This is a genomic window from Euzebyales bacterium (assembly GCA_036374135.1).
Taxonomy (GTDB): domain Bacteria; phylum Actinomycetota; class Nitriliruptoria; order Euzebyales; family JAHELV01; genus JAHELV01.
In genome coordinates this window covers 118,779-136,399 of sequence record DASUUK010000034.1, presented here as the reverse complement: position 1 = coordinate 136,399, position 17,621 = coordinate 118,779, and the positions used below count along the sequence as shown (strand labels likewise).

Below are 17,621 nucleotides of genomic sequence, written 5' to 3'. Positions count from 1 at the left end.
CCCCGAGCCCAGCCGCGCGCGGCACGCCCCGCGGGCTGCGGGGTGGTTGGTCGTGGGCCGGCAGGCCCGGCGAGCAAGGATCGGGACGAGGGTGGCCGACTACGCACCGCACACCGCTGCCGACATCACGCGCATGCTCGACGAGGTCGGCCACACGCACCTCGACGACCTGTTCGCGCACATCCCGGAACAGGTGCGCGTCGCGTCCACGCTGGATCTCCCGCCGGGTCGCAGCGAGGACGAGGTGCTCGGCACGCTGGCGAGGCTGGCGGCGCACAACCGCACGGATCTGGTCTGCTTCGCCGGCGGTGGGGCGTACGACCACTACGTGCCGGCCGTCGTCGACGCGGTGCTCCAACGGGGCGAGCTGCTGACGTCGTACACGCCGTACCAGCCCGAGGTCAGTCAGGGCATCCTGCAGATCCTGTTCGAGTTCCAGACGATGATCTGTGAGCTCACCGGGCTGCCGATCGCGAACGCCAGCCTGTACGACGGCGCGAGCGCCGTCGCGGAAGCCGCCGCCATGGCGTGCAGCGCGACCCGGCGGTCCCGGCTCGCGGTGTCGGCCGGCGTCGACGCACCAACCCGCTCGGTGGTCGGCACCTACGCGCACCCGCTGCGACGCGCGGTCGACAAGCTGGCGGTCGACGAGGTGACGGGACGGACGGCCGTCGTGGACGTCGGCGATGACGTCGCCGCGGTCATCGTGTCCCAGCCCAACAGCCTGGGCGTCGTCGAGGACCTCCGAGCCCACGCCGACGCCGCCCACGCCGCGGGCGCGCTGCTCGTCGTCAAGCTCGAACCGACGGCTGTCGGGCTGGTGGCGACGCCGGGCGCGCAGGGCGCCGACATCGTCGTCGGTGACGGCCAGCCGCTCGGTCAGGGGCTCCAGTTCGGCGGCCCGACGGTCGGCTTCCTGGCGTGCACCCGTCCGCACGTACGGCGGCTGCCGGGCCGTGTGGTCGGCCAGACCGTCGACGCGGAGGGTCGGCGCGGCTACGTGATGACCCTGCGGACGCGCGAGCAGGACATCCGACGCGAGCGCGCCACCAGCAACATCTGCACGAACCAGACCCTGAGCGCGGTGGCGGCGACCGTGTACCTGTCGTGGCTCGGACCGCAGGGGCTGGTCGAGCTCGCACGCGGGTGCCTGCGCCGCGCCCGCGTGACCGCCGACCACCTCACCGCGCTCGACGGCGTCTCGGTGGCGTTCAGCGGCCCCTACCTCAAGGAGTTCGCGCTGCGGGTTGACGGCGCCGACCTGGAGATGCTGGTCGGCGGCCTGTGCGACGACGGCTACCTGGTGGGACCGATCATCGACGACCCGACACAGCAGGGCGCGCAGCTGCTGATGATCGCCGCGACGGAACGGCGTACGACCGCCGACATCGCCGGCCTGACCGCGGCGTTCGCCAGACAGCTCGACGCGCAGCGGCCCGGTGGCGGAGGACCCACGGGTCCACGCAGCGGGGCGCAGCCGATGACGTCCGTCGCGGAACGGTGAGGGCGCACACATGACCGTCATGGGACCCCACACGGCGACCGAGCCGACGCTGTTCGAGCGCTCCCGTCCAGGCCGGCGTGCCAGCGAGCTGGCCTCGGTCGACGTCGACGACGTGGACCTCGCCGCCGCGCTCGACGGTGTCGAGCTGGCCGAGCAGCCACCGGCCCTGCCCGAGATCGCCGAACTCGACCTGCTGCGCCACTTCACCCGCATGTCGCAGCGCAACCATGGGATCGACGCCGGCTTCTACCCCCTCGGCTCGTGCTCGATGAAGTACAACCCGCGGATCGCCGAACGGGTCGCCGCGCTGCGGGGCTTCGCGGCCGCGCACCCGTGGGCGCCGGCGTCGGCAGTCCAGGGCACGCTCGGCGCGCTGTGGGAGCTCGAGCGGTGGCTCACCGAGCTGACCGGCCTGCATGCGGCGACGCTCCAGCCGGCCGCCGGCGCGCAGGGTGAGCTGGTCGGGCTCCTGCTGATCCGCGCCTACCACGAGCACCGGGACGAGGACCGGGACACCATCATCATCCCCGACTCCGCGCACGGGACCAACCCCGCCAGCGCGACGATCGCGGGGTTCGAGACCGTGACGGTGCCGTCGGGCGACGACGGGCTGGTCGACGTCGACGCGCTCGAGAAGCTCGTCGACGACCGCACCGCGGGGCTGATGCTGACGAACCCGAACACCCTCGGGCTGTTCGAGATGGAGATCGAGCGCATCGCGGCCGCGGTCCACGACGCGGGCGGGCTGCTGTACTACGACGGCGCCAACTTCAACGCCATCGCCGGTCGCGTGCGCCCCGGTGACATGGGTTTTGACGTGGTGCACCTCAACGTGCACAAGACGTTCGCCACGCCGCACGGTGGCGGCGGTCCCGGCGCCGGACCGGTCGTGGTGTCCGAGGTGCTGGCGCCGTACCTGCCGACACCCGTCGTCATCGCCGATGACGGTCCGCAGCCCGCGTACCACCTCGAGTGGGACCGGCCGCGTTCGATCGGTCGCGTCCACGGCTTCCACGGCAACACCGGTGTGCTGCTGCGCGCGCTGTCGTACCTGCAGCGTCACGGTGGCGACGGGCTGGCGTCGATGAGCGCCAAGGCGGTGCTCAACGCCAACTACCTCGCGCACCGCACCAGTGGGACGCTGCCGCTGGCCTACCCGCAGCACCCGCCGATGCACGAGTTCGTGCTGCGGGGGACCGCGGTGCGCGAGCACGGTGTGCGCGTCCTCGACGTCTGCAAGCGCCTGATCGATCTCGGGTACCACCCACCGACCAACTACTTTCCGCTGATCGTCGACGAGGCGCTCATGATCGAGCCGACCGAGACCGAGACGCCGGAGACGCTCGACGGCTTCGCAGCGGCACTCGACCGGGCGGTCTCCGACGCGGCGGATGACGCCGACCTGTTGCACGACGCACCGGTGACGACGCCTGTGCGGCGGCTGGACGAGGCGAAGGCAGCACGCGAGCTGGTGCTGCGCTGGGTTGCGGACGACGACGCGTGACGGCGCCGCCTCTTCGCCTGCCTGGTGCGTCAGCCGGCCTGAACGGTGCCGTGCTCGAGCCACTCGAGCAGCGTCCGCGTGCCGTACCCGGTCGCGCCGACGCGGCGTCCACCCGTGGCCGCGGTCGGCGTGACGAAGGCGGCGCTGCCGCAGTCGATGTGGGCCCACGGCGTGTCGCGCACGACGCGACGCAGCGCCAGGCCCGCCAGGACCGCTTCGCCGCCCACAGCGGTCGTGCGGTTGACGATGTCGGCGACGGGGGAGTGCAGCCGGGGCTCCAGGTGATCCCACAGCGGCAGCTGCCACAGCGGTTCGCCGGCGTCGCGTGCCGCGGCGAGCACGTCCTCGACCAGCCGCGCGTCGCTGCCCATGACGGCGCCGGCGTCGTCGCCCAACGCCGCGGCGGTGGCCGGTCCGACCGTCGTCACGTCGACGATCGCGTCCGGATCGTACGCCCGGGCGAGATCGAGCAGGTCGGCGAGGATCAGCACCGCGTCGGCGTCGGTGTCCGTGATCTCGACCGTCAGCCCGCCCCGCGTCGTCACCACGTCGCCGGGTCGCTGCGCGTCACCGCCCGGCATGCTCTCGACCAGCCCCAGCAGCGCCGTGACCCGCACGCGGACGTCCAGGTCGGCGAGCACCGAGCATGCCCCGGCGATGGCGGCCGCGCCGGCCATGTCCGCCTTGCCGCCATCCATCGCCGTGCCACGGCGCAGCGACAGCCCGCCCGATCCGAAGGTCGTGCCGCGGCCACACAGCACGACGTGTCCGAGCGGTTCGCTCGGCTCGTACCGCAGTTCGAGCAGGCACGGTGGGTCGGGAGCACCACGACCGGCGCTCAACGTGCCCTGGAACCCGGCCGTGCGCAGGGCCTCGTGATCGTGGAGGTCGGCGCCGCACGACGCGCTGGTCAGCTCGATCATCTGGCGTGCGAGCACCGTCGGGGACTGCCGGTTGGGCGGGGTGTCGACGAGGTCGCGCGCGGCGATCGTGGCGTGCGCCACTGTGGTGGCGCGGTGGACGGCGCGTTCGGCGTCCGAGGACACCGCCGTCGGCGCCAGGATCGTGATGTGCGCGGGAGCCGTGCCGCCGTCAGGTGACGCCCGCCGAGGCCTGCCGAGGTGGAAGCCCTCGGCGAGCGCACCGATCGCGGCGGTCGTAGGGTGCACGAGCGCGAGGGTCGTGACCACACGTCCACGCAGGTGGCCGGACGCGGCAGCGACCGCCGCCGCATCGCGCAGGCGCCGCGCGTCGGTCGCGACCATGCGTCCGAGGCCCACGAACAGCACGGTGGCCCACGGAAGTCCGGAGCCCGCCACGAGCAGGTGCTGGCCGATGTCGCCACGGAACTCCGGCGTGACCGGCAGCGAGGCGAGTCCGAGTCCGTCCAGGACCGCGGCGACCCCGGGTCCTTCGATGCCGCCGGTGAACGCGCCGACCACCAGGACGTCCCCACGGACATCGTGTGGATCGCCGCTGGCGACCTCCACCACGGGTGGCGCTGTGGCGGTCGTGCGCACAGGGTTCATCATGGGCTGATCCTAGTGTCCGCCGATCCCCTCCCGGCACGCCTGCGGCTGCCGGGATCCGGTGAGGCGCGCGGGCCGAGACGGTAGGGATGGGGATGCTGCTCGCTGGCGTCGTGGCGGCGCTGCTGATCGGCGCATGGCTGCGCGCCCTGCGCGCGGAACTGCGCCGGCGGCGCGCACGAGCGTCGGAGTGGGACGAGGGCGGCGACCGCCCGGATCTGTGGACGTCGGCGGCCCGCTGCCCATCCTGCGGTGGCCGCGGGGGTGTGATGGAGACCGAGGGCGACGCGCAGTGGTTCGTGTGCCTGCGGTGCGGTGAGCGGACGCAGCGCCGCTCGCGGGGCTAGCCGTCGAGGGACGCGCGCGGCCCACCGACCGCTGACCGATCGGTGGGTTGAACCGCTGCCACGAGCGACCTACGGTAGCGTAGGTTACGCAACCGTAGGTTTCCGACCACCGTCACGGACCTCGAACCACGACCGCACGCGGTCGACCGCCTGCACGCCAACACGATCAGGGAGGCCCACCGTGAGCAGCACCTCCACCCCCCGCTACGACCAGACGCAGATGCTCGCCGAACTCGAGCCAGAGGCCGAGCGGCTGCTCAACCGCCACCTGACGATGGCGCAGGAGTGGTTCCCGCACGACTACGTCCCCTACAGCGAGGGACGCGATTTCGACAAGGATCCGTGGACGCCCGATCAGCCCCGGCTCGACGGCGTCGCGCGGACCGCGTTCTTCGTCAACCTGTTGACCGAGGACAACCTGCCGAGCTACCACCGCGAGATCTACCGGATGTTCGGTGCCACCGACAGCGCGTGGCGCAACTGGGTGCACCGGTGGACCGCGGAGGAGGGGCGTCATTCGATCGTGCTGCGCGACTACCTGGTCGTCACGCGCAACGTCGACCCCGTCGCGTTGGAGCGGGGCCGCATGCAGGTGATGGAGGACGGCTACGAGACCGACGGCAAGGACGCACTGCGCGGCATGGCGTACGTCGCCTTTCAGGAGCTCGCGACCCGGATCTCCCACCGCAACACCGGCCGGTACTCCGGCGATCCGGTGGCCGACCGGATCATGGCCCGCATCTCGGCCGACGAGAACCTGCACATGGTCTTCTACCGGGACGTGCTGACGGCGGCCATGCAGGTCAATCCGTCGGCCGTCGTCGAGGCGGTGACCGCCGAGGTCGTCCACTTCGAGATGCCCGGTGCCGTGATGGACGACTTCCGGCGCATGTCGGTGCAGATCGCCGAGGCCGGCATCTACGACCTCCGGGTGCACCACGACGACATCGTGTGGCCGCTGCTGCGTCACCTGAAGCTGTTCGACGCCACGGGTCTGGATGCCGAGGCCGAGCAGAAGCGCGACGAGCTGGCGACGTTCCTCGCCGGACTCGACCGGATGGCCAGTCGCTTCGAGGACAAGCGCGCGGCCCGCCGGGCGCGCAGGGGCGGCGCCGACCGCGCGTCGGTGACGAGCAGCTGAGTCGTGCGGGTCCGCGCGTCCGTGCAGGGACCGCCGATGTCGGCGGGTGGCTGCCCGGCGTGGCCGACGTGGTGCGCCCGGCCGGGGCACACGTCGTCAGGATGCGTCGACAGGTGACCGCAGCGGACGGCTGGTGGGGTCGCAGGGCAGGCGGTGGAGGCCGTGGTACAGCAGCGCGGTCAGATACGTGGCCACCAGTTCCTTGGACGGCGTGCGCACCTCGGCCCACCAGCCACCGACGTGGACCACCATGCCGACCAGCGCGTGCGCGTACAGCGGTGCCGCCTCCAGGTCCGTGCCCGAGCGGCTGAAGAACCCCCGCAGCACCTCCTCTGCCTTGTCGGCAACGTCGCCGAGCAGGCCCGACATGCCCCCGCCGCCGATCCGGGCCGGCGAGTCGCGGGTCAGCACGCGGAACCCCGCCGGGTCGTCCTCGATGTAGTCGAGGAACGCCAGGGCGCTGGCGTGGATCTGCTCGCGGGCGCCGATGTCGGGACCGAGACGTGAGGTGATCATCTCGAGCAGGCGGGCGCTCTCGCGGTCGACGATGACCGCGTAGATGCCCTCCTTGCCGCCGAAGTGCTCGTACACCACCGGCTTGGACACCGAGGCGCGAGCGGCGATCTCTTCGACGCTGGTGCGGTCGTACCCGAGCTCGGCGAACGCCGTCTTGGCCACCTCGACCAGCTGGCTGCGCCGTTGGCTGGCCGTCATCCGCCGCTCACCCATGGGCCGACCCTAGCAGCGTCGGGACACGTCCCCGGCCGCGGTTGCGCGGGCGCGGCCGTCGTGACGCGCGTGTGGCCGTCAGCGTGCAGGCGCAACGAACAGCGACTGCAGTGCCGTCCCGATGTCACCCCGTTCGTCGGACACGCGAGTGGTCGCGAGACCGGATCCGCCGCCGTCGAGCGTCGTGGCGGCCCGCAGCAGGATCCACTCGCCGACGGGATGACGGTGCAGGTGGACGGTCAGGTCGGTGTTGACGAACAGCAGGTCGCGCGGATCGGCGACGGCCGACACGCCGTTGCCCGAGTCGGCGGCGACCAGCACCCGGCTCAGCGGCGATGTCTCCTCGCCGGCGATCAACGGGACGCGAGCGCGCATCCACACATCGGCGGGACCGGGGTCGAGGAAGGCGCCGGTCAGGAACCGGACCTCCATCGCGGCGCCGTAGTGCACGTCGGCCTCGACCGCGAAGAACGGGCGGACCTGCCCGACCTCGGGGCCGGGTGGTGGCGCGGAGATCGTCCGTGGCACGTCGACGTCGGCCTCACGGATGCGCCAGGCGCGACACAGCGCCAACTCCACGCCGGCGTCATCGGTCAGCACGGCGCTCACGAGATCGATGCGTCGACCCGGGCGATCGACGGCGGCACGCACGCGGACGCGCCCGATCGGCACCGGACGCAGGATCTCGAAGGTCGTGCGCACGACTCGCCGTGGTGTGTCGGCGGGCAGCGCCGCCGCGGCACGCCCCAGCAGTGCGGCCGGAGGGCCGAAGTGCATGCTGCGCTGTGGGTCCCAGGGACCCGCCGTGGCTTCCGTGCCGACGAACGCGTCGCCGTCCGGGACGAAGAACGCGTGGGGCAGCGCCGGCGTCGCGCTCACAGCCCAACCTCCTCGCTGGCGCGAGCAGGTTGCCCCCCGGCCTGTCCAGTGACCGCTGACGCGCTCACAGGTCGCGCACGTCGAGCACCGATCCGGACGCGGCATCGCCGGTGACAAGCGCCCACACCCGACGGGCGCTGTCGGCCGGGTCGAGCAGCGCGCCGTCGGCGTGCAGCTCGCGGAAGCGGTCGACATCGGGGAAGTCGTGGGCGTCCGTCGCGCGGATCCGCTCCTGCATCTGCGTCGCGACGACGCCCGGGGCGATCGCCAGCACGCGGCGTCGGGTGCCCCGCCGCTGCTGCTCGGCGCCGACCGTGCGCACCCACATGTCCTGGCCCGCCTTGCCCGCGCAGTAGACAGACCAGCCCTCGATGGGCCGCTTGGCAGCTCCTGACGAGATGAAGACGAGGTCGGCCGTGCCGTCGAAGGGCGACACCTCCAAGGCGTGCAGCAGTGCGTCGCCCAGCACCTGCGGCGCGGCCGCGTTCAGCAGTGCCGTGCGCTGATAGGTCGCGTGATCGACCTCGCCGGCGAACCCGATCGGCGACAGTGACGCTGCGGCATGGACGAAGCAGACGTGGTCACCGTCGAACTGCGCCACGCGCGCCTGGAAGTGCGCGGCGATCGCGCTCCAGGCATTCGGGTCGGCGAGGTCCGCCGGCACGTGCTCGGTGCCGGGCGTGCCACCGGATCGCGAGATGTCGACGATGTGCACGTCGTCGTAGGGCACCGCATCGACCATCGCCCCGCCGATGCCCGACGACGCTCCGGTGATCCACAGCAGCACGGCACTCACGATCGCTGGCCTCCTCCGTCCTCGCCGGCGCGTGTGCAGCCGGTCCCCATCGCGCGGACGCCCTAGGCTACGCGTGATGACGCGGATGCTGCTGCTCGACACCTCGAGCCTGATGTACCGGGCGTTCTTCGCCCTGCCCGACTCGATCACCGACGGCCGTGGGCGGCCGGTCAACGCTGTGCGTGGGTACCTGGACATGACGGCACGGCTGATCGGCGATCACGGTCCCGACCGGGTCGTGCACACGTTCGACGCGGACTGGCGCCCCGCGGGACGGGTGGCGGCCTATCACGGCTACAAGGGCGACCGCGCCGAGGATCCCGAGGGCCTGCCCGAGCAGTTCCCGCTGCTGCGGCGCGTGCTGGCCGTGCTGGGACAGGAGTGCGTCGAGGCCCCGGGCTGGGAGGCCGACGACGCGCTCGCCGTGCTGTGTGCGCCGGTCAGCGATCCGGACCGTGTCGACATCGTCACCGGCGACCGCGATCTGATCCAGCTCGTCCGCGATCCGGTCGTGCGCGTGCTCTACACGCTGCGCGGCGTCTCGGAGCTGCGGATCTTCGACGCCGACACCGTCCGTGAGCACTACGCCGTCCCGCCCGAGCGTTACGTCGACTTCGCCATCCTGCGGGGCGATCCGTCCGACGGGCTGCCCGGTGTGCCGGGCGTGGGGGAGAAGACCGCACAGCGGCTGGTGTCGGCATACCCGACGCTCGAGGCGCTGCTCGACGACGCCGACGCGCAGACACCCAAGCTGGGTGAGCGCCTGCGCGAGGCCGCACCGTACATCGCCGCGATGCGTGAGGTCGTGCCACTGCGCACCGATGTCGAGCTGAAGCGGACCTCCGGGGCGCGTGATGACACCGCCGCCGAGCGGCTGGCGGCCGAGCACAACCTGGACGGACCGGTCGGTCGGCTGCGCGCTGCTCTCGACGAGGTGACGGCGTGACGCTCGACGAACTGCGGCAGCTGTGCCAGGAGGCGGCGCGCGACCTGGTCGCCCGCCACGATGCGCCCGTCCCCGCCGCGGTCGTGCTGCCGCGGCCCTCCCAGACGCAGGTGACCACGCTCGACGGCTTCCCCGACGATGACGAGCAGCGGTTCACCGCGCTGTCGCACTTCGCCGCCGACCGCATGGTGCCGGCGTCCGCGCCGTGCTTCGGGTTCGTCGCCGAGGCGGAGATGGACGCCGACGGGGGGCCTGTCGACGTCGTGGTCGTCGCCTATGGCGCCCGCCAGCGCGGCACATGGGTCACAGCCGCGCCGTTGGAGGACGGCGAGGTGGGCGCGTTCAGTGCGGCCGAGCAGCTTGACCCGGCAGCGCTGCCGTTCCTGCGTCCCCTGCAGCACGCCGCGGACCTGGCCACCGCGCCGGGCGAGGGCGGCGAGGACGTGCTGGGCATCGGCTGACGTGCTGACGTGCTGACGTGCGGACGTTCGTGGCGGGGGGTGCGGGGGCGTGCTCGGGCGCGCGCGCCGACGCCGGCAGGCCCGAACGATCTGTTCCGGACACGAGGGACACCGCCGTCCGTGTCACCGGTGTCCGATCGATAGCGTTGGACCCGGCAGGGCATCGGCTGACGTGCGGGGTGCGCCCCGGCTCAGCGGGTCAGCACGATCAGCAGCAGCAGGCCGAACGCCAGCATCAGCAGCGCCACCCGTAGCGTCGCCGTCGTGAACGCCGAGCGGAAGTCGCGCCGCGCGCGCGAGTAGGCGGCGGTCGACGGGCGCCCACGCGTCGGCGGCGTGCCGGCAGTCCCGTAGCCCGAGGCGCCGTTGCGCCGACGCCTGCGCACCTGCTCCCACGCGTGGTTGAGCTCGCGGGTCCGCTGCTCGGCGTCGGCGTCGCCGGGGCGCACGTCGGGATGGTTGACCCGCAGGTGGGCCAGGTAGGCGCGGCGGATCTGTGCGAGGTCGGCGTCGGGAGCGACCCCCAACACCTGGTACGGGTCATCGGCCATCGCCGTCCAAGCCTACGGTCGCGAGCGGGGTCGCGCCCCGCCCCGTGGGGCGAGCGGTAGCGTTGCCTCGTGCAGCAATCCCGTCGCGTGCTCGTTCTCGGTGCCTCCGGCTACGTCGGTGGCCGGTTGGTCCCTCGCCTGCTGGACGCCGGCTATGCGATTCGTTGCCTCGCCCGCGACCCGGCCAAGCTGCGTGGCACCGTTTGGGCCGACCGGGCCGAGATCGTGCCGGGCGACCTGCTGCGACCCGACGACGTCGCAAGGGCCTTCGCGGACGTCGACGTCGTCTACCACCTGGTCCACTCGATGTCCGCGGGCGAGGACTTCGCCGACCGCGACAGGCGGATCGCGGCGACGGTCGCCCGCATGGCCGCCTCGGCCGGTGTCGGGCGCATCGTCTACCTGGGCGGCCTGACGACGGCCGATGCGCCCGGCAGCGAGCACATGCGCAGCCGCGCCGAGGTCGCCGAGGTGCTGCGCGAGGGCACCGTACCCGTGACGGAACTGCGGGCCGCCGTGATCATCGGGTCGGGGAGCGCGTCGTTCGAGATGCTGCGCAACCTCGTCGAGGTGCTGCCGGTCATGGTGACGCCACGATGGGTGGAGTCGCGTGTCCAGCCGATCGCCATCCGCGACGTGCTGCGGTACCTGATCGGTGTGCTGACCCTCGACGACGCCGACGACCACACCTACGACATCGGCGGTCCCGACGTCCTCACCTACCGCCAGATGATGCGCACGTACGCGGAGGTCGCCGGACTGCCACGAAGAGTCATCATCGGCGTGCCGCTGCTCACGCCGCGGCTGTCCAGCCTCTGGGTCGGCCTGGTGACGTCCGTCCCAGCCTCGATCGCCAAGCCGCTGGTGGACAGCCTCATCGTCGACGCGTTCGCCGAGCACGGGACCGCGGCGATCGAGCGGCTCGTCCCAGGGGAGCGCCTCGGCTACCGCCGCGCGCTGCAGCTCGCGCTCGCGCGGATCCGCGACCACGATGTCGAGACCTCGTGGCGTGAGGCCGACCTCGCGGAACGCGCGCCCGCCGAACCCGATCCGGGGGATCCCGAGTGGAGCGGCGGCACGATGTACGCCGACATCCGCCGGGCGCGGTCGGCCGCGCCGGCGGACGTGCTCTTCGATGCTGTCAGCGGCGTCGGCGGTGACCGCGGATGGCCGAGCCACGGGTGGGCCTGGCGGGTGCGCGGCCTGCTGGACCGTGCGGTCGGCGGCATCGGACTGCGCCGGGGGCGGCGGGATCCCGACACGCTGCGCGTGGGCGACGCCCTGGACTTCTGGCGTGTCATCGACGTTCGCCGGCCGACCGCGCGCCGACCGGGTCTGCTGCGCCTGCTCGCGGAGATGCGGCTGCCGGGCCGCGCGTGGCTCGAGTTCCGCGTCGTCGCGGTCGAGGGCGGGAGCGAGCTCCACCAACGTGCACTGTTCGCGCCCAAGGGCCTGCTCGGCCGCCTCTACTGGTGGGTGCTCGTGCCGTTCCACGGCATGATCTTCCCCACGATGGCGACGACGCTGGCGCGACGTGCCGAGCAGCTGGCTACCAGTAGCGGTGCGCCGACAGCGCCGCCCGCGGCGCCCGGCGACGACCCCGCGGCAGCAGACCCTGACCAGCGGCGCGCACGACGAGCTGGATGACCCGGCCACGCTGCCCGCGGTAGGGCTCCAGCAGCTCGAGCATCAGCTCGTCGGTGCACTCGTCGCCGGTCGCGTCGGCCAGCGCATGGCAGACGGTGGCGGGCAGGTTGTAGTCGCCGACGCTGACGGCGTCGGGGTCGCCGAGTGCCAGGCGGACCTCTGCGCTGGTCCACGGGCCTATGCCCGGCAGCGCACGCAGGCGACGGTCGAGGGCGACGAGGTCGCCGCGTACCCGTTCGAGCTGGGGGTCGTCCAGCGCGCTGCGGTGCAGCGCGACGGCGCCCTTGAGGCTGATTCCGCACCGTCGCATCGCGTGGGCGGGCGTGCGCCCCAGCATCTCGGCGGTCGGCCACGCCCACAGGCCCCCCGGTGCCGGCGTCCCGATCTGCGCCGCCAGCTGGGCGGTCGAGCGGCGGGCCTCCATGCCCTGCACGAGCTGGCCGAGGACGGCGCGCCCGACGGCCTCGCCAACGCGCGGCAGCCGGGACAGCCGGATCGATCCGACGTGGCGGGCGGCGCGGCGCAGCCGCGCGTGTCCGGCGGTCAGCTCCTCCAGGTCCGGTGGGCGGTCATGGAAGCCGATCCATCCGCGGGCCGCGTCGAGCGCGCGCTCGCGCGTGTGGTCGGGTGTGTCGGGCGATCCCCAGATCTGGATGTCGACACGGCCGCCGATCTGCGTCGCCTCGTAGATCAGCGCGCCGTCGCGTGCGGGCTCTGCGCGTCGCACCACGCCACGCCGCAGCCGGGCCGCGACCGATCCGCGGCGCGCCCGATCGGTGATCGGCACGGTGTCGACGGATTCGTCGATGTGGAGCCGGTCCCGTGCCAGCAGCGTGGTGCGCTGGGCGGTCGCGACGGCGGGGGCGGAGGGCATCGCAGCAGGATGCCACGGATGGGGCATCGAATGCGACGACCCGCGGTCCCATCGGGCCCGCGGGTCGTCGCGTGTCTGTCCGGAGGCTCAGGCGGCGATGCTGACGCCCAGCTCCTCCTGCAGGCGGGACAGCGCCTGGTTCTCGATCTTGCGGACGGACTCGCGCGACAGGCTCAGCTCGCGACCCAGGGCGTCCAGGGTCAGCGTCTGGCGGCCGTCGAGGCCGTACCGGCGCTGCAGCACGTACCAGCTGCGGTCGTCGAGCCGGTCGCGTGCCATGTCGAACAGGTCCTGCATGAAGGTCTTCTCGACCACCTCGTCCGCCGGCGAGTCGTCAGACACCGCCACGAACTCACCGAGGTCGCTGGCGTCGCTGTCGAACCCGACCGGGCGGTCCAGCGAGGTCATCGAGTGGTCACCCTCGAGCGCGCGCTGCACCTTGTCGGTGGTCAGACGCGTCGCCTGCGCAAGTTCGTCGACGGTCGGCTCGCGACCCGTCTCGGCCTCGAGCCGGGCGCTGGCCGCGCGCACCTTCACGAGCGCGTCGTGCAGGGCGACGGGCAGGCGGATGGTCCGCTCGGACCCGGCGACGCCCCGCTGGATGGCCTGACGGATCCACCAGGTCGCGTACGTCGAGAACTTGTAGCCCCGGCGCCAGTCGAACTTCTCGACCGCGCGGAGCAGGCCGAGGTTGCCCTCCTGGATCAACTCACCCAGGTCGAGCGTCGACCGCTTGGAGAACTGGGCGGCCACGCTGACGACCAGCCGCAGGTTCGCCGCGACGAAGTGGTCGAACGCACCCTGACCTTCGCGCACCTTCCGCTCGAGTGCGCGCCGTTCGCTGGTCTCGGTGATCTCTCCGCTGTCGAGGCGCTCCTGCGCCTCGCGTCCCGCCTCGATGGTCTTGGCCAGCCTGACCTCGTCCTCCGCGGTCAGGAGGCGGACCTTACCGAGCTCGGAGAAGTAGAGGTCGAGGAGGTCCTCGGGGACGTCCATCGGGCGGTCCTCTCTACGCCTTGTGCTCGTCTTCACAATCTGTCCAACACTCGTCTCTGCTACGTTGTTCCCATTGGCGGGCACTTTCGCCCAAGGAAGTCGGGAGGCCGACCCATCAAGCCTACCCGAACCGCGTAGTATTTCATGTTCTCCGCGAGAAGGCAAGCGCAAACCTCGCGTCGGGTTCCAAACACCCTACGGAGCCGTCCTTCAGTACGGGATCCTCATCAAGGACCGCCATGAACCCTGTGCTCACTGAGCTCGGCGGCTACCCGCTGGCCGCCTACCAGGAGCTCAAGCGTCAGCTCGCGGCTGACGGTCGCCCGCTGCACGACTTCTCGATCGGCGACCCCACCGAGCCCACCCCGGCCTTCATCCGGCAGGCCCTCGTCGACGGCATACCCGAGACCAGTCAGTATCCGACCGCCGCCGGGCTCGACGAGCTGCGCGAGGCGATTGCGGCGTGGGTCGAGCGGCGGTTCAAGGTCCACGTCGATCCGGACCGCGAGGTGCTGCCGACCGCGGGCAGCAAGGAGGCCATCTTCCACCTTCCCCTCGGCGTGCTCGACGCCAGGAGCCAGCGCACGAGCGTCCTGTGGGGCACGCCGGGCTACCCGGTGTACGAACGCGGTTTCCTCTTCGCCGGAGGCTCCAGCGACCCGGTGACCCTCCGCCACGGCGACGGTTGGCGGCTGCGGCTGGCCGACGTCGAGCAGGAACGGCGCGACCGTGCATGCCTCGCATGGGTGAACTACCCCCACAACCCGACCGGCGCGACGGCTGACGTGGCCTTCCACCGCGCGAACCTGAACGTCGCTCGCGCCAACGACATCGTGCTGGCCAGCGACGAGTGCTACGTCGACATCCATCCGCCGGGCGGCGATCCGCCCGGTTCGCTGCTCCAGGCCGCCGGCGACGACCGCTCCGGTGTGATCGTGGCGTTCAGCCTGTCCAAGCGCTCGGGCATGACCGGCTACCGCAGCGGCGCGCTCGTCGGAGACGCCGACCTGATCGCCGCGCAGCGCGTGCTGCGGCCCAACATCGGCACCGCCAGCCCGGAGTTCGTCCAGCGGGCCGCCGTGGCCGCGTGGTCCGAGGACGTCCACGTGGAGCAGCGTCGGGAGATCTTCGAGGCCAAGCGCGCCATCATCACCGCGTTTGCCGAGCGGGCGGGGCTGCGCGTGAGCGGCAGCGAGGCGACCTTCTACGTGTGGCTGGCCGCGCCGGGAGGTGACGACTTCGCCTACGCGAAGGCCCTGCTCTCGGAGCGTGTCGTCGTCTCGCCGGGCCGGGCCTTCGGCCGGGGCGGAAAGGGATGGCTGCGACTGGCGCTGGTCCCGTCGACGGACGGCTGCGAGGCCGCCGTCGCCGCATGGGACGATGCGATCAACGCCGGACGTCTGCCCGGTCACGACTAGCATCCGGTGCGATCAACCGGACCCGCGGTACCGAGAAAGGCACGGACACATCGCATGAGCGACCTCGATGCCCTGCGCAAGATGATCGACGACGCGTACGACCACGGCGGGCACGACACTGCCGAGGCGGTCGAAGCCGTCGCCGCCGCGGTCGACCTGCTCGACAGGGGTGAGGTGCGCATCGCCGAGCCCGACGGCACCGACGACGCCGGTGCGTCGCGGTGGCGCGTCAACGAGTGGCTCAAGCGGGCGGTGCTGCTGTCGTTCCGCCAGCGCTCGATGGAGACCATCGAGGTCGGGCCGTTCGAGTACCGCGACAAGGTGCCGCTGAAGACGGGCTACGAGCAGGCGAACGTCCGGGTGGTGCCACCGGCGGTCGTGCGCCACGGCGCATACGTCGAGGCCGGGGCGGTGCTGATGCCGTCGTACGTCAACATCGGCGCCCGCGTCGGTAGCGGCACCATGGTCGACACCTGGGCGACCGTCGGGTCGTGCGCGCAGGTCGGCCGCAACGTGCACCTCGCGGGCGGCGTGGGCATCGGTGGCGTCCTCGAGCCCCCCGGCGCGCGTCCCGTGATCATCGAGGACGACGCCTTCCTCGGCTCGCGCTGTGCGGTGACCGAGGGCGTGATCGTCGAGCGCGGCGCAGTGATCGGGCCCGGCGTCCACCTGACCGCGTCGGTGCCGATCATCGATGTCACCGGTGACGAGCCGGTGACCTACAAGGGCCGTGTGCCGGCCAACGCGATCGTGCTGCCCGGCACGCGGCCCAAGCAGTTCCCGGCCGGTGAGTTCCACCTGAGCTGCGCGCTGATCGTCGGGCAGCGCTCGGCGTCGACTGACACCAAGACGTCGCTCAACGAGGCGCTGCGCGAGCACGGCGTCGGCGGATGAGCCCCGTGACCGCTCGGCTGGTCGACCTGCTGATCGAACTGGTTGACCAGCCGTGCGTGACCCGCCACGAGAAGCCGATCGCCGACTGGCTGGTCGACCGCTACGCGGCGCGCGGCGAGCACATCGAGCGCGTCGCCGACTCGCTGGTCGTGGGCGAGGTCACCGACCACCGCCCCGTCGTGCTGCTGGTCGGCCACACCGACGTCGTGCCACCGACGGACGGCGACCTGCCGGGGCGCGTCGAGGGTGATTACGTCGTCGGGCGCGGCACCAGTGACATGAAGGCCGGACTGGCCATCGCGATGGATCTGTTCGAGGATCCCGTGCTGCGCGACGGTCCGTACCAGCTGCTGCTGGTGGCCTATGCAGGGGAGGAGGGCCCGGCTGATGGCAACGAGTTGGCGCCGCTGCTGGACGCCCTGCCGCATCTGGCGCAAGCCGAGCTCGGCATCGTGCTCGAGCCGACCGATCTCCAGGTCCAGCTGGGCTGCATGGGTGGGCTGCACGCGCACGTGACCGTGTGCGGTCGCGCGGCGCACTCCGCGCGGCCGTGGCTGGGCGTGAACGCGCTCACCGCCGCCGCCCCGTTGCTCGCCGCGCTGGGGGAGCAGGCACCGGTCGATCACCCCGTCGACGGGCTGGCGTTCCGCGACGTGCTGACTGCGACTGGCGCGTGGACCGACAACGCGCGCAATGTTGTCCCCGACCGCTTCACCGTCAACGTCAACTTCCGGTTCGCGCCCGACCGCACGCTCGACGAGGCCGAGGCGGAGCTGCGCGGGCGGATCGCAGCGCTGGCCACCGACGACGTGCACGTCACCATCGTCGACCGTGCACTGCCGGCGCCGCCCCATCGCGACCACCCGTTGGTGCAGCGCGTGATCGAGGCGGCGGGAGGACGCGTGTCGGGCAAGCAGGCCTGGACCGATGTCGCCCGGTTGGCCGAGGTCGGCGTGCCCGCATTCAACTACGGTCCTGGTCTGACCGCACAGGCACACCAGGCCGGCGAGCACGTCCCGGTCGCCAACCTCGAGCGTGCCCGCACCGTGCTCGCGACGTTCCTGTCCACCGCCCCCGAGCTCCACGAGGAGCGCTGAATCATGTCGACGCCCGACCCCCGCTCGAACGAGCCGAGCCACGACGAGGCCGACACCGCCAACTTCCAGCAGTTCATGGACGCCAGCGAGCCCCAGAAATCCGACGACGGCCGCACCTTCCGGCTGATCTCGCTCCTGGTCGGCGTCGCAGCACTCGCCGGTGTCATGTACCTGCTGCTGTTCACCTGATCCGCATCCCCGCCCGGCCGTAGCTGCATCCGACTGGTCTCCGCCCGCCGGCTCGCTGGCGCTCGCCCTCACCCTGCTGCGGATGCGGCCGGATGCGGCCGGAGCGGTTGTCCCGCACG

The 17,621-nt window shown here is 72.1% G+C and carries 18 protein-coding genes; 11 read left to right on the top strand and 7 right to left on the bottom strand.

Annotated elements, in window-relative coordinates; translation table 11 throughout:
• Positions 1–91 precede the first annotated feature (91 nt).
• Entirely contained in the window at positions 92–1,504 is a 1,413-nt protein-coding gene (gcvPA, locus tag VFZ70_05560) for an aminomethyl-transferring glycine dehydrogenase subunit GcvPA (GenBank protein HEX6255261.1), read from the top strand.
• Between the two features lie 10 nt (positions 1,505–1,514).
• Positions 1,515–3,008 carry an aminomethyl-transferring glycine dehydrogenase subunit GcvPB gene (gene gcvPB, locus VFZ70_05555; GenBank protein HEX6255260.1) on the top strand — a complete coding sequence of 498 codons (1,494 nt, stop codon included), beginning with the start codon at positions 1,515–1,517 and terminating at the stop codon, positions 3,006–3,008.
• 29 nt (positions 3,009–3,037) lie between these two features.
• Here the strand turns inward: gcvPB and VFZ70_05550 are convergent, their stop codons facing one another.
• Complete coding sequence (locus VFZ70_05550) at positions 3,038–4,540, bottom strand: M17 family peptidase N-terminal domain-containing protein (GenBank protein HEX6255259.1); 1,503 nt, start codon at positions 4,538–4,540, stop codon at positions 3,038–3,040.
• Between the two features lie 92 nt (positions 4,541–4,632).
• Here VFZ70_05550 and VFZ70_05545 point away from each other — a divergent pair, with 92 nt between their 5' ends.
• Both VFZ70_05545 and VFZ70_05540 read left to right on the top strand, forming a co-directional pair.
• Positions 4,633–4,884, top strand: a complete 252-nt coding sequence (locus VFZ70_05545) for a hypothetical protein (protein HEX6255258.1) — start codon at positions 4,633–4,635, stop codon at positions 4,882–4,884.
• A gap of 181 nt (positions 4,885–5,065) precedes the next feature.
• Positions 5,066–6,025 (top strand): acyl-ACP desaturase, encoded by a 960-nt coding sequence (locus VFZ70_05540; protein ID HEX6255257.1) that lies wholly within the window; start codon positions 5,066–5,068, stop codon positions 6,023–6,025.
• A gap of 96 nt (positions 6,026–6,121) precedes the next feature.
• Here the strand turns inward: VFZ70_05540 and VFZ70_05535 are convergent, their stop codons facing one another.
• The 3 genes from VFZ70_05535 to VFZ70_05525 all read right to left on the bottom strand — a co-directional run bounded on the left by VFZ70_05535 (position 6,122) and on the right by VFZ70_05525 (position 8,429).
• Complete coding sequence (locus VFZ70_05535) at positions 6,122–6,754, bottom strand: TetR/AcrR family transcriptional regulator (GenBank protein ID HEX6255256.1); 633 nt, start codon at positions 6,752–6,754, stop codon at positions 6,122–6,124.
• Between the two features lie 78 nt (positions 6,755–6,832).
• Positions 6,833–7,633 (bottom strand): thioesterase family protein, encoded by an 801-nt coding sequence (locus VFZ70_05530; GenBank protein ID HEX6255255.1) that lies wholly within the window; start codon positions 7,631–7,633, stop codon positions 6,833–6,835.
• A gap of 64 nt (positions 7,634–7,697) precedes the next feature.
• Positions 7,698–8,429 (bottom strand): SDR family NAD(P)-dependent oxidoreductase, encoded by a 732-nt coding sequence (locus VFZ70_05525; GenBank protein HEX6255254.1) that lies wholly within the window; start codon positions 8,427–8,429, stop codon positions 7,698–7,700.
• A gap of 76 nt (positions 8,430–8,505) precedes the next feature.
• Between VFZ70_05525 and VFZ70_05520 the strand changes: the two genes are divergently transcribed.
• Both VFZ70_05520 and VFZ70_05515 read left to right on the top strand, forming a co-directional pair.
• Positions 8,506–9,375, top strand: coding sequence for a 5'-3' exonuclease (locus tag VFZ70_05520; protein HEX6255253.1), 870 nt, complete (start codon positions 8,506–8,508; stop codon positions 9,373–9,375).
• Positions 9,372–9,836, top strand: coding sequence for a hypothetical protein (locus VFZ70_05515; protein HEX6255252.1), 465 nt, complete (start codon positions 9,372–9,374; stop codon positions 9,834–9,836). Before VFZ70_05520 ends, VFZ70_05515 begins: the two co-directional genes overlap by 4 nt.
• A gap of 191 nt (positions 9,837–10,027) precedes the next feature.
• On the opposite strand, the gene VFZ70_05510 is transcribed toward VFZ70_05515, so the two are convergent.
• Complete coding sequence (locus VFZ70_05510) at positions 10,028–10,387, bottom strand: J domain-containing protein (protein HEX6255251.1); 360 nt, start codon at positions 10,385–10,387, stop codon at positions 10,028–10,030.
• A 69-nt stretch (positions 10,388–10,456) separates the two neighbouring features.
• Here VFZ70_05510 and VFZ70_05505 point away from each other — a divergent pair, with 69 nt between their 5' ends.
• Positions 10,457–12,034, top strand: coding sequence for an SDR family oxidoreductase (locus tag VFZ70_05505; GenBank protein ID HEX6255250.1), 1,578 nt, complete (start codon positions 10,457–10,459; stop codon positions 12,032–12,034).
• Here the strand turns inward: VFZ70_05505 and VFZ70_05500 are convergent.
• Together VFZ70_05500 and VFZ70_05495 are read right to left on the bottom strand one after the other, a co-directional pair.
• Positions 11,937–12,908, bottom strand: coding sequence for a hypothetical protein (locus tag VFZ70_05500; GenBank protein ID HEX6255249.1), 972 nt, complete (start codon positions 12,906–12,908; stop codon positions 11,937–11,939). The two genes, VFZ70_05505 and VFZ70_05500, sit on opposite strands and share 98 nt — an antisense overlap.
• Before the next feature lie 87 nt (positions 12,909–12,995).
• Positions 12,996–13,904, bottom strand: a complete 909-nt coding sequence (locus tag VFZ70_05495) for a sigma-70 family RNA polymerase sigma factor (GenBank protein ID HEX6255248.1) — start codon at positions 13,902–13,904, stop codon at positions 12,996–12,998.
• A gap of 239 nt (positions 13,905–14,143) precedes the next feature.
• Here VFZ70_05495 and VFZ70_05490 point away from each other — a divergent pair, with 239 nt between their 5' ends.
• Genes VFZ70_05490 through VFZ70_05475 form a run of 4 tightly spaced genes read left to right on the top strand, consistent with a single transcriptional unit; the run spans position 14,144 to position 17,502 of the window.
• Positions 14,144–15,322, top strand: coding sequence for an aminotransferase class I/II-fold pyridoxal phosphate-dependent enzyme (locus tag VFZ70_05490; protein ID HEX6255247.1), 1,179 nt, complete (start codon positions 14,144–14,146; stop codon positions 15,320–15,322).
• A gap of 54 nt (positions 15,323–15,376) precedes the next feature.
• The gene (locus tag VFZ70_05485; protein ID HEX6255246.1) at positions 15,377–16,216 is read left to right on the top strand and encodes a 2,3,4,5-tetrahydropyridine-2,6-dicarboxylate N-succinyltransferase; all 840 of its coding nucleotides are present in this window, start codon (positions 15,377–15,379) and stop codon (positions 16,214–16,216) included.
• A 5-nt stretch (positions 16,217–16,221) separates the two neighbouring features.
• Entirely contained in the window at positions 16,222–17,313 is a 1,092-nt protein-coding gene (gene dapE, locus VFZ70_05480) for a succinyl-diaminopimelate desuccinylase (protein HEX6255245.1), read from the top strand.
• 3 nt (positions 17,314–17,316) lie between these two features.
• Positions 17,317–17,502, top strand: coding sequence for a hypothetical protein (locus tag VFZ70_05475; GenBank protein HEX6255244.1), 186 nt, complete (start codon positions 17,317–17,319; stop codon positions 17,500–17,502).
• Positions 17,503–17,621 lie beyond the last annotated feature (119 nt).

Bases quoted from the DNA above. Each gene is read 5' to 3' on its own strand.
- VFZ70_05510 (HEX6255251.1), bottom strand. From the start codon at position 10,387: ATGGCCGATGACCCGTACCAGGTGTTGGGGGTCGCTCCCGACGCCGAC.
- VFZ70_05520 (HEX6255253.1), top strand. From the start codon at position 8,506: ATGACGCGGATGCTGCTGCTCGACACCTCGAGCCTGATGTACCGGGCG.
- VFZ70_05545 (HEX6255258.1), top strand. From the start codon at position 4,633: ATGCTGCTCGCTGGCGTCGTGGCGGCGCTGCTGATCGGCGCATGGCTG.
- VFZ70_05495 (HEX6255248.1), bottom strand. From the start codon at position 13,904: ATGGACGTCCCCGAGGACCTCCTCGACCTCTACTTCTCCGAGCTCGGT.
- VFZ70_05500 (HEX6255249.1), bottom strand. From the start codon at position 12,908: ATGCCCTCCGCCCCCGCCGTCGCGACCGCCCAGCGCACCACGCTGCTG.
- VFZ70_05490 (HEX6255247.1), top strand. From the start codon at position 14,144: ATGAACCCTGTGCTCACTGAGCTCGGCGGCTACCCGCTGGCCGCCTAC.
- VFZ70_05535 (HEX6255256.1), bottom strand. From the start codon at position 6,754: ATGGGTGAGCGGCGGATGACGGCCAGCCAACGGCGCAGCCAGCTGGTC.
- VFZ70_05475 (HEX6255244.1), top strand. From the start codon at position 17,317: ATGTCGACGCCCGACCCCCGCTCGAACGAGCCGAGCCACGACGAGGCC.
- VFZ70_05485 (HEX6255246.1), top strand. From the start codon at position 15,377: ATGAGCGACCTCGATGCCCTGCGCAAGATGATCGACGACGCGTACGAC.
- VFZ70_05550 (HEX6255259.1), bottom strand. From the start codon at position 4,540: ATGATGAACCCTGTGCGCACGACCGCCACAGCGCCACCCGTGGTGGAG.
- gcvPB (HEX6255260.1), top strand. From the start codon at position 1,515: ATGACCGTCATGGGACCCCACACGGCGACCGAGCCGACGCTGTTCGAG.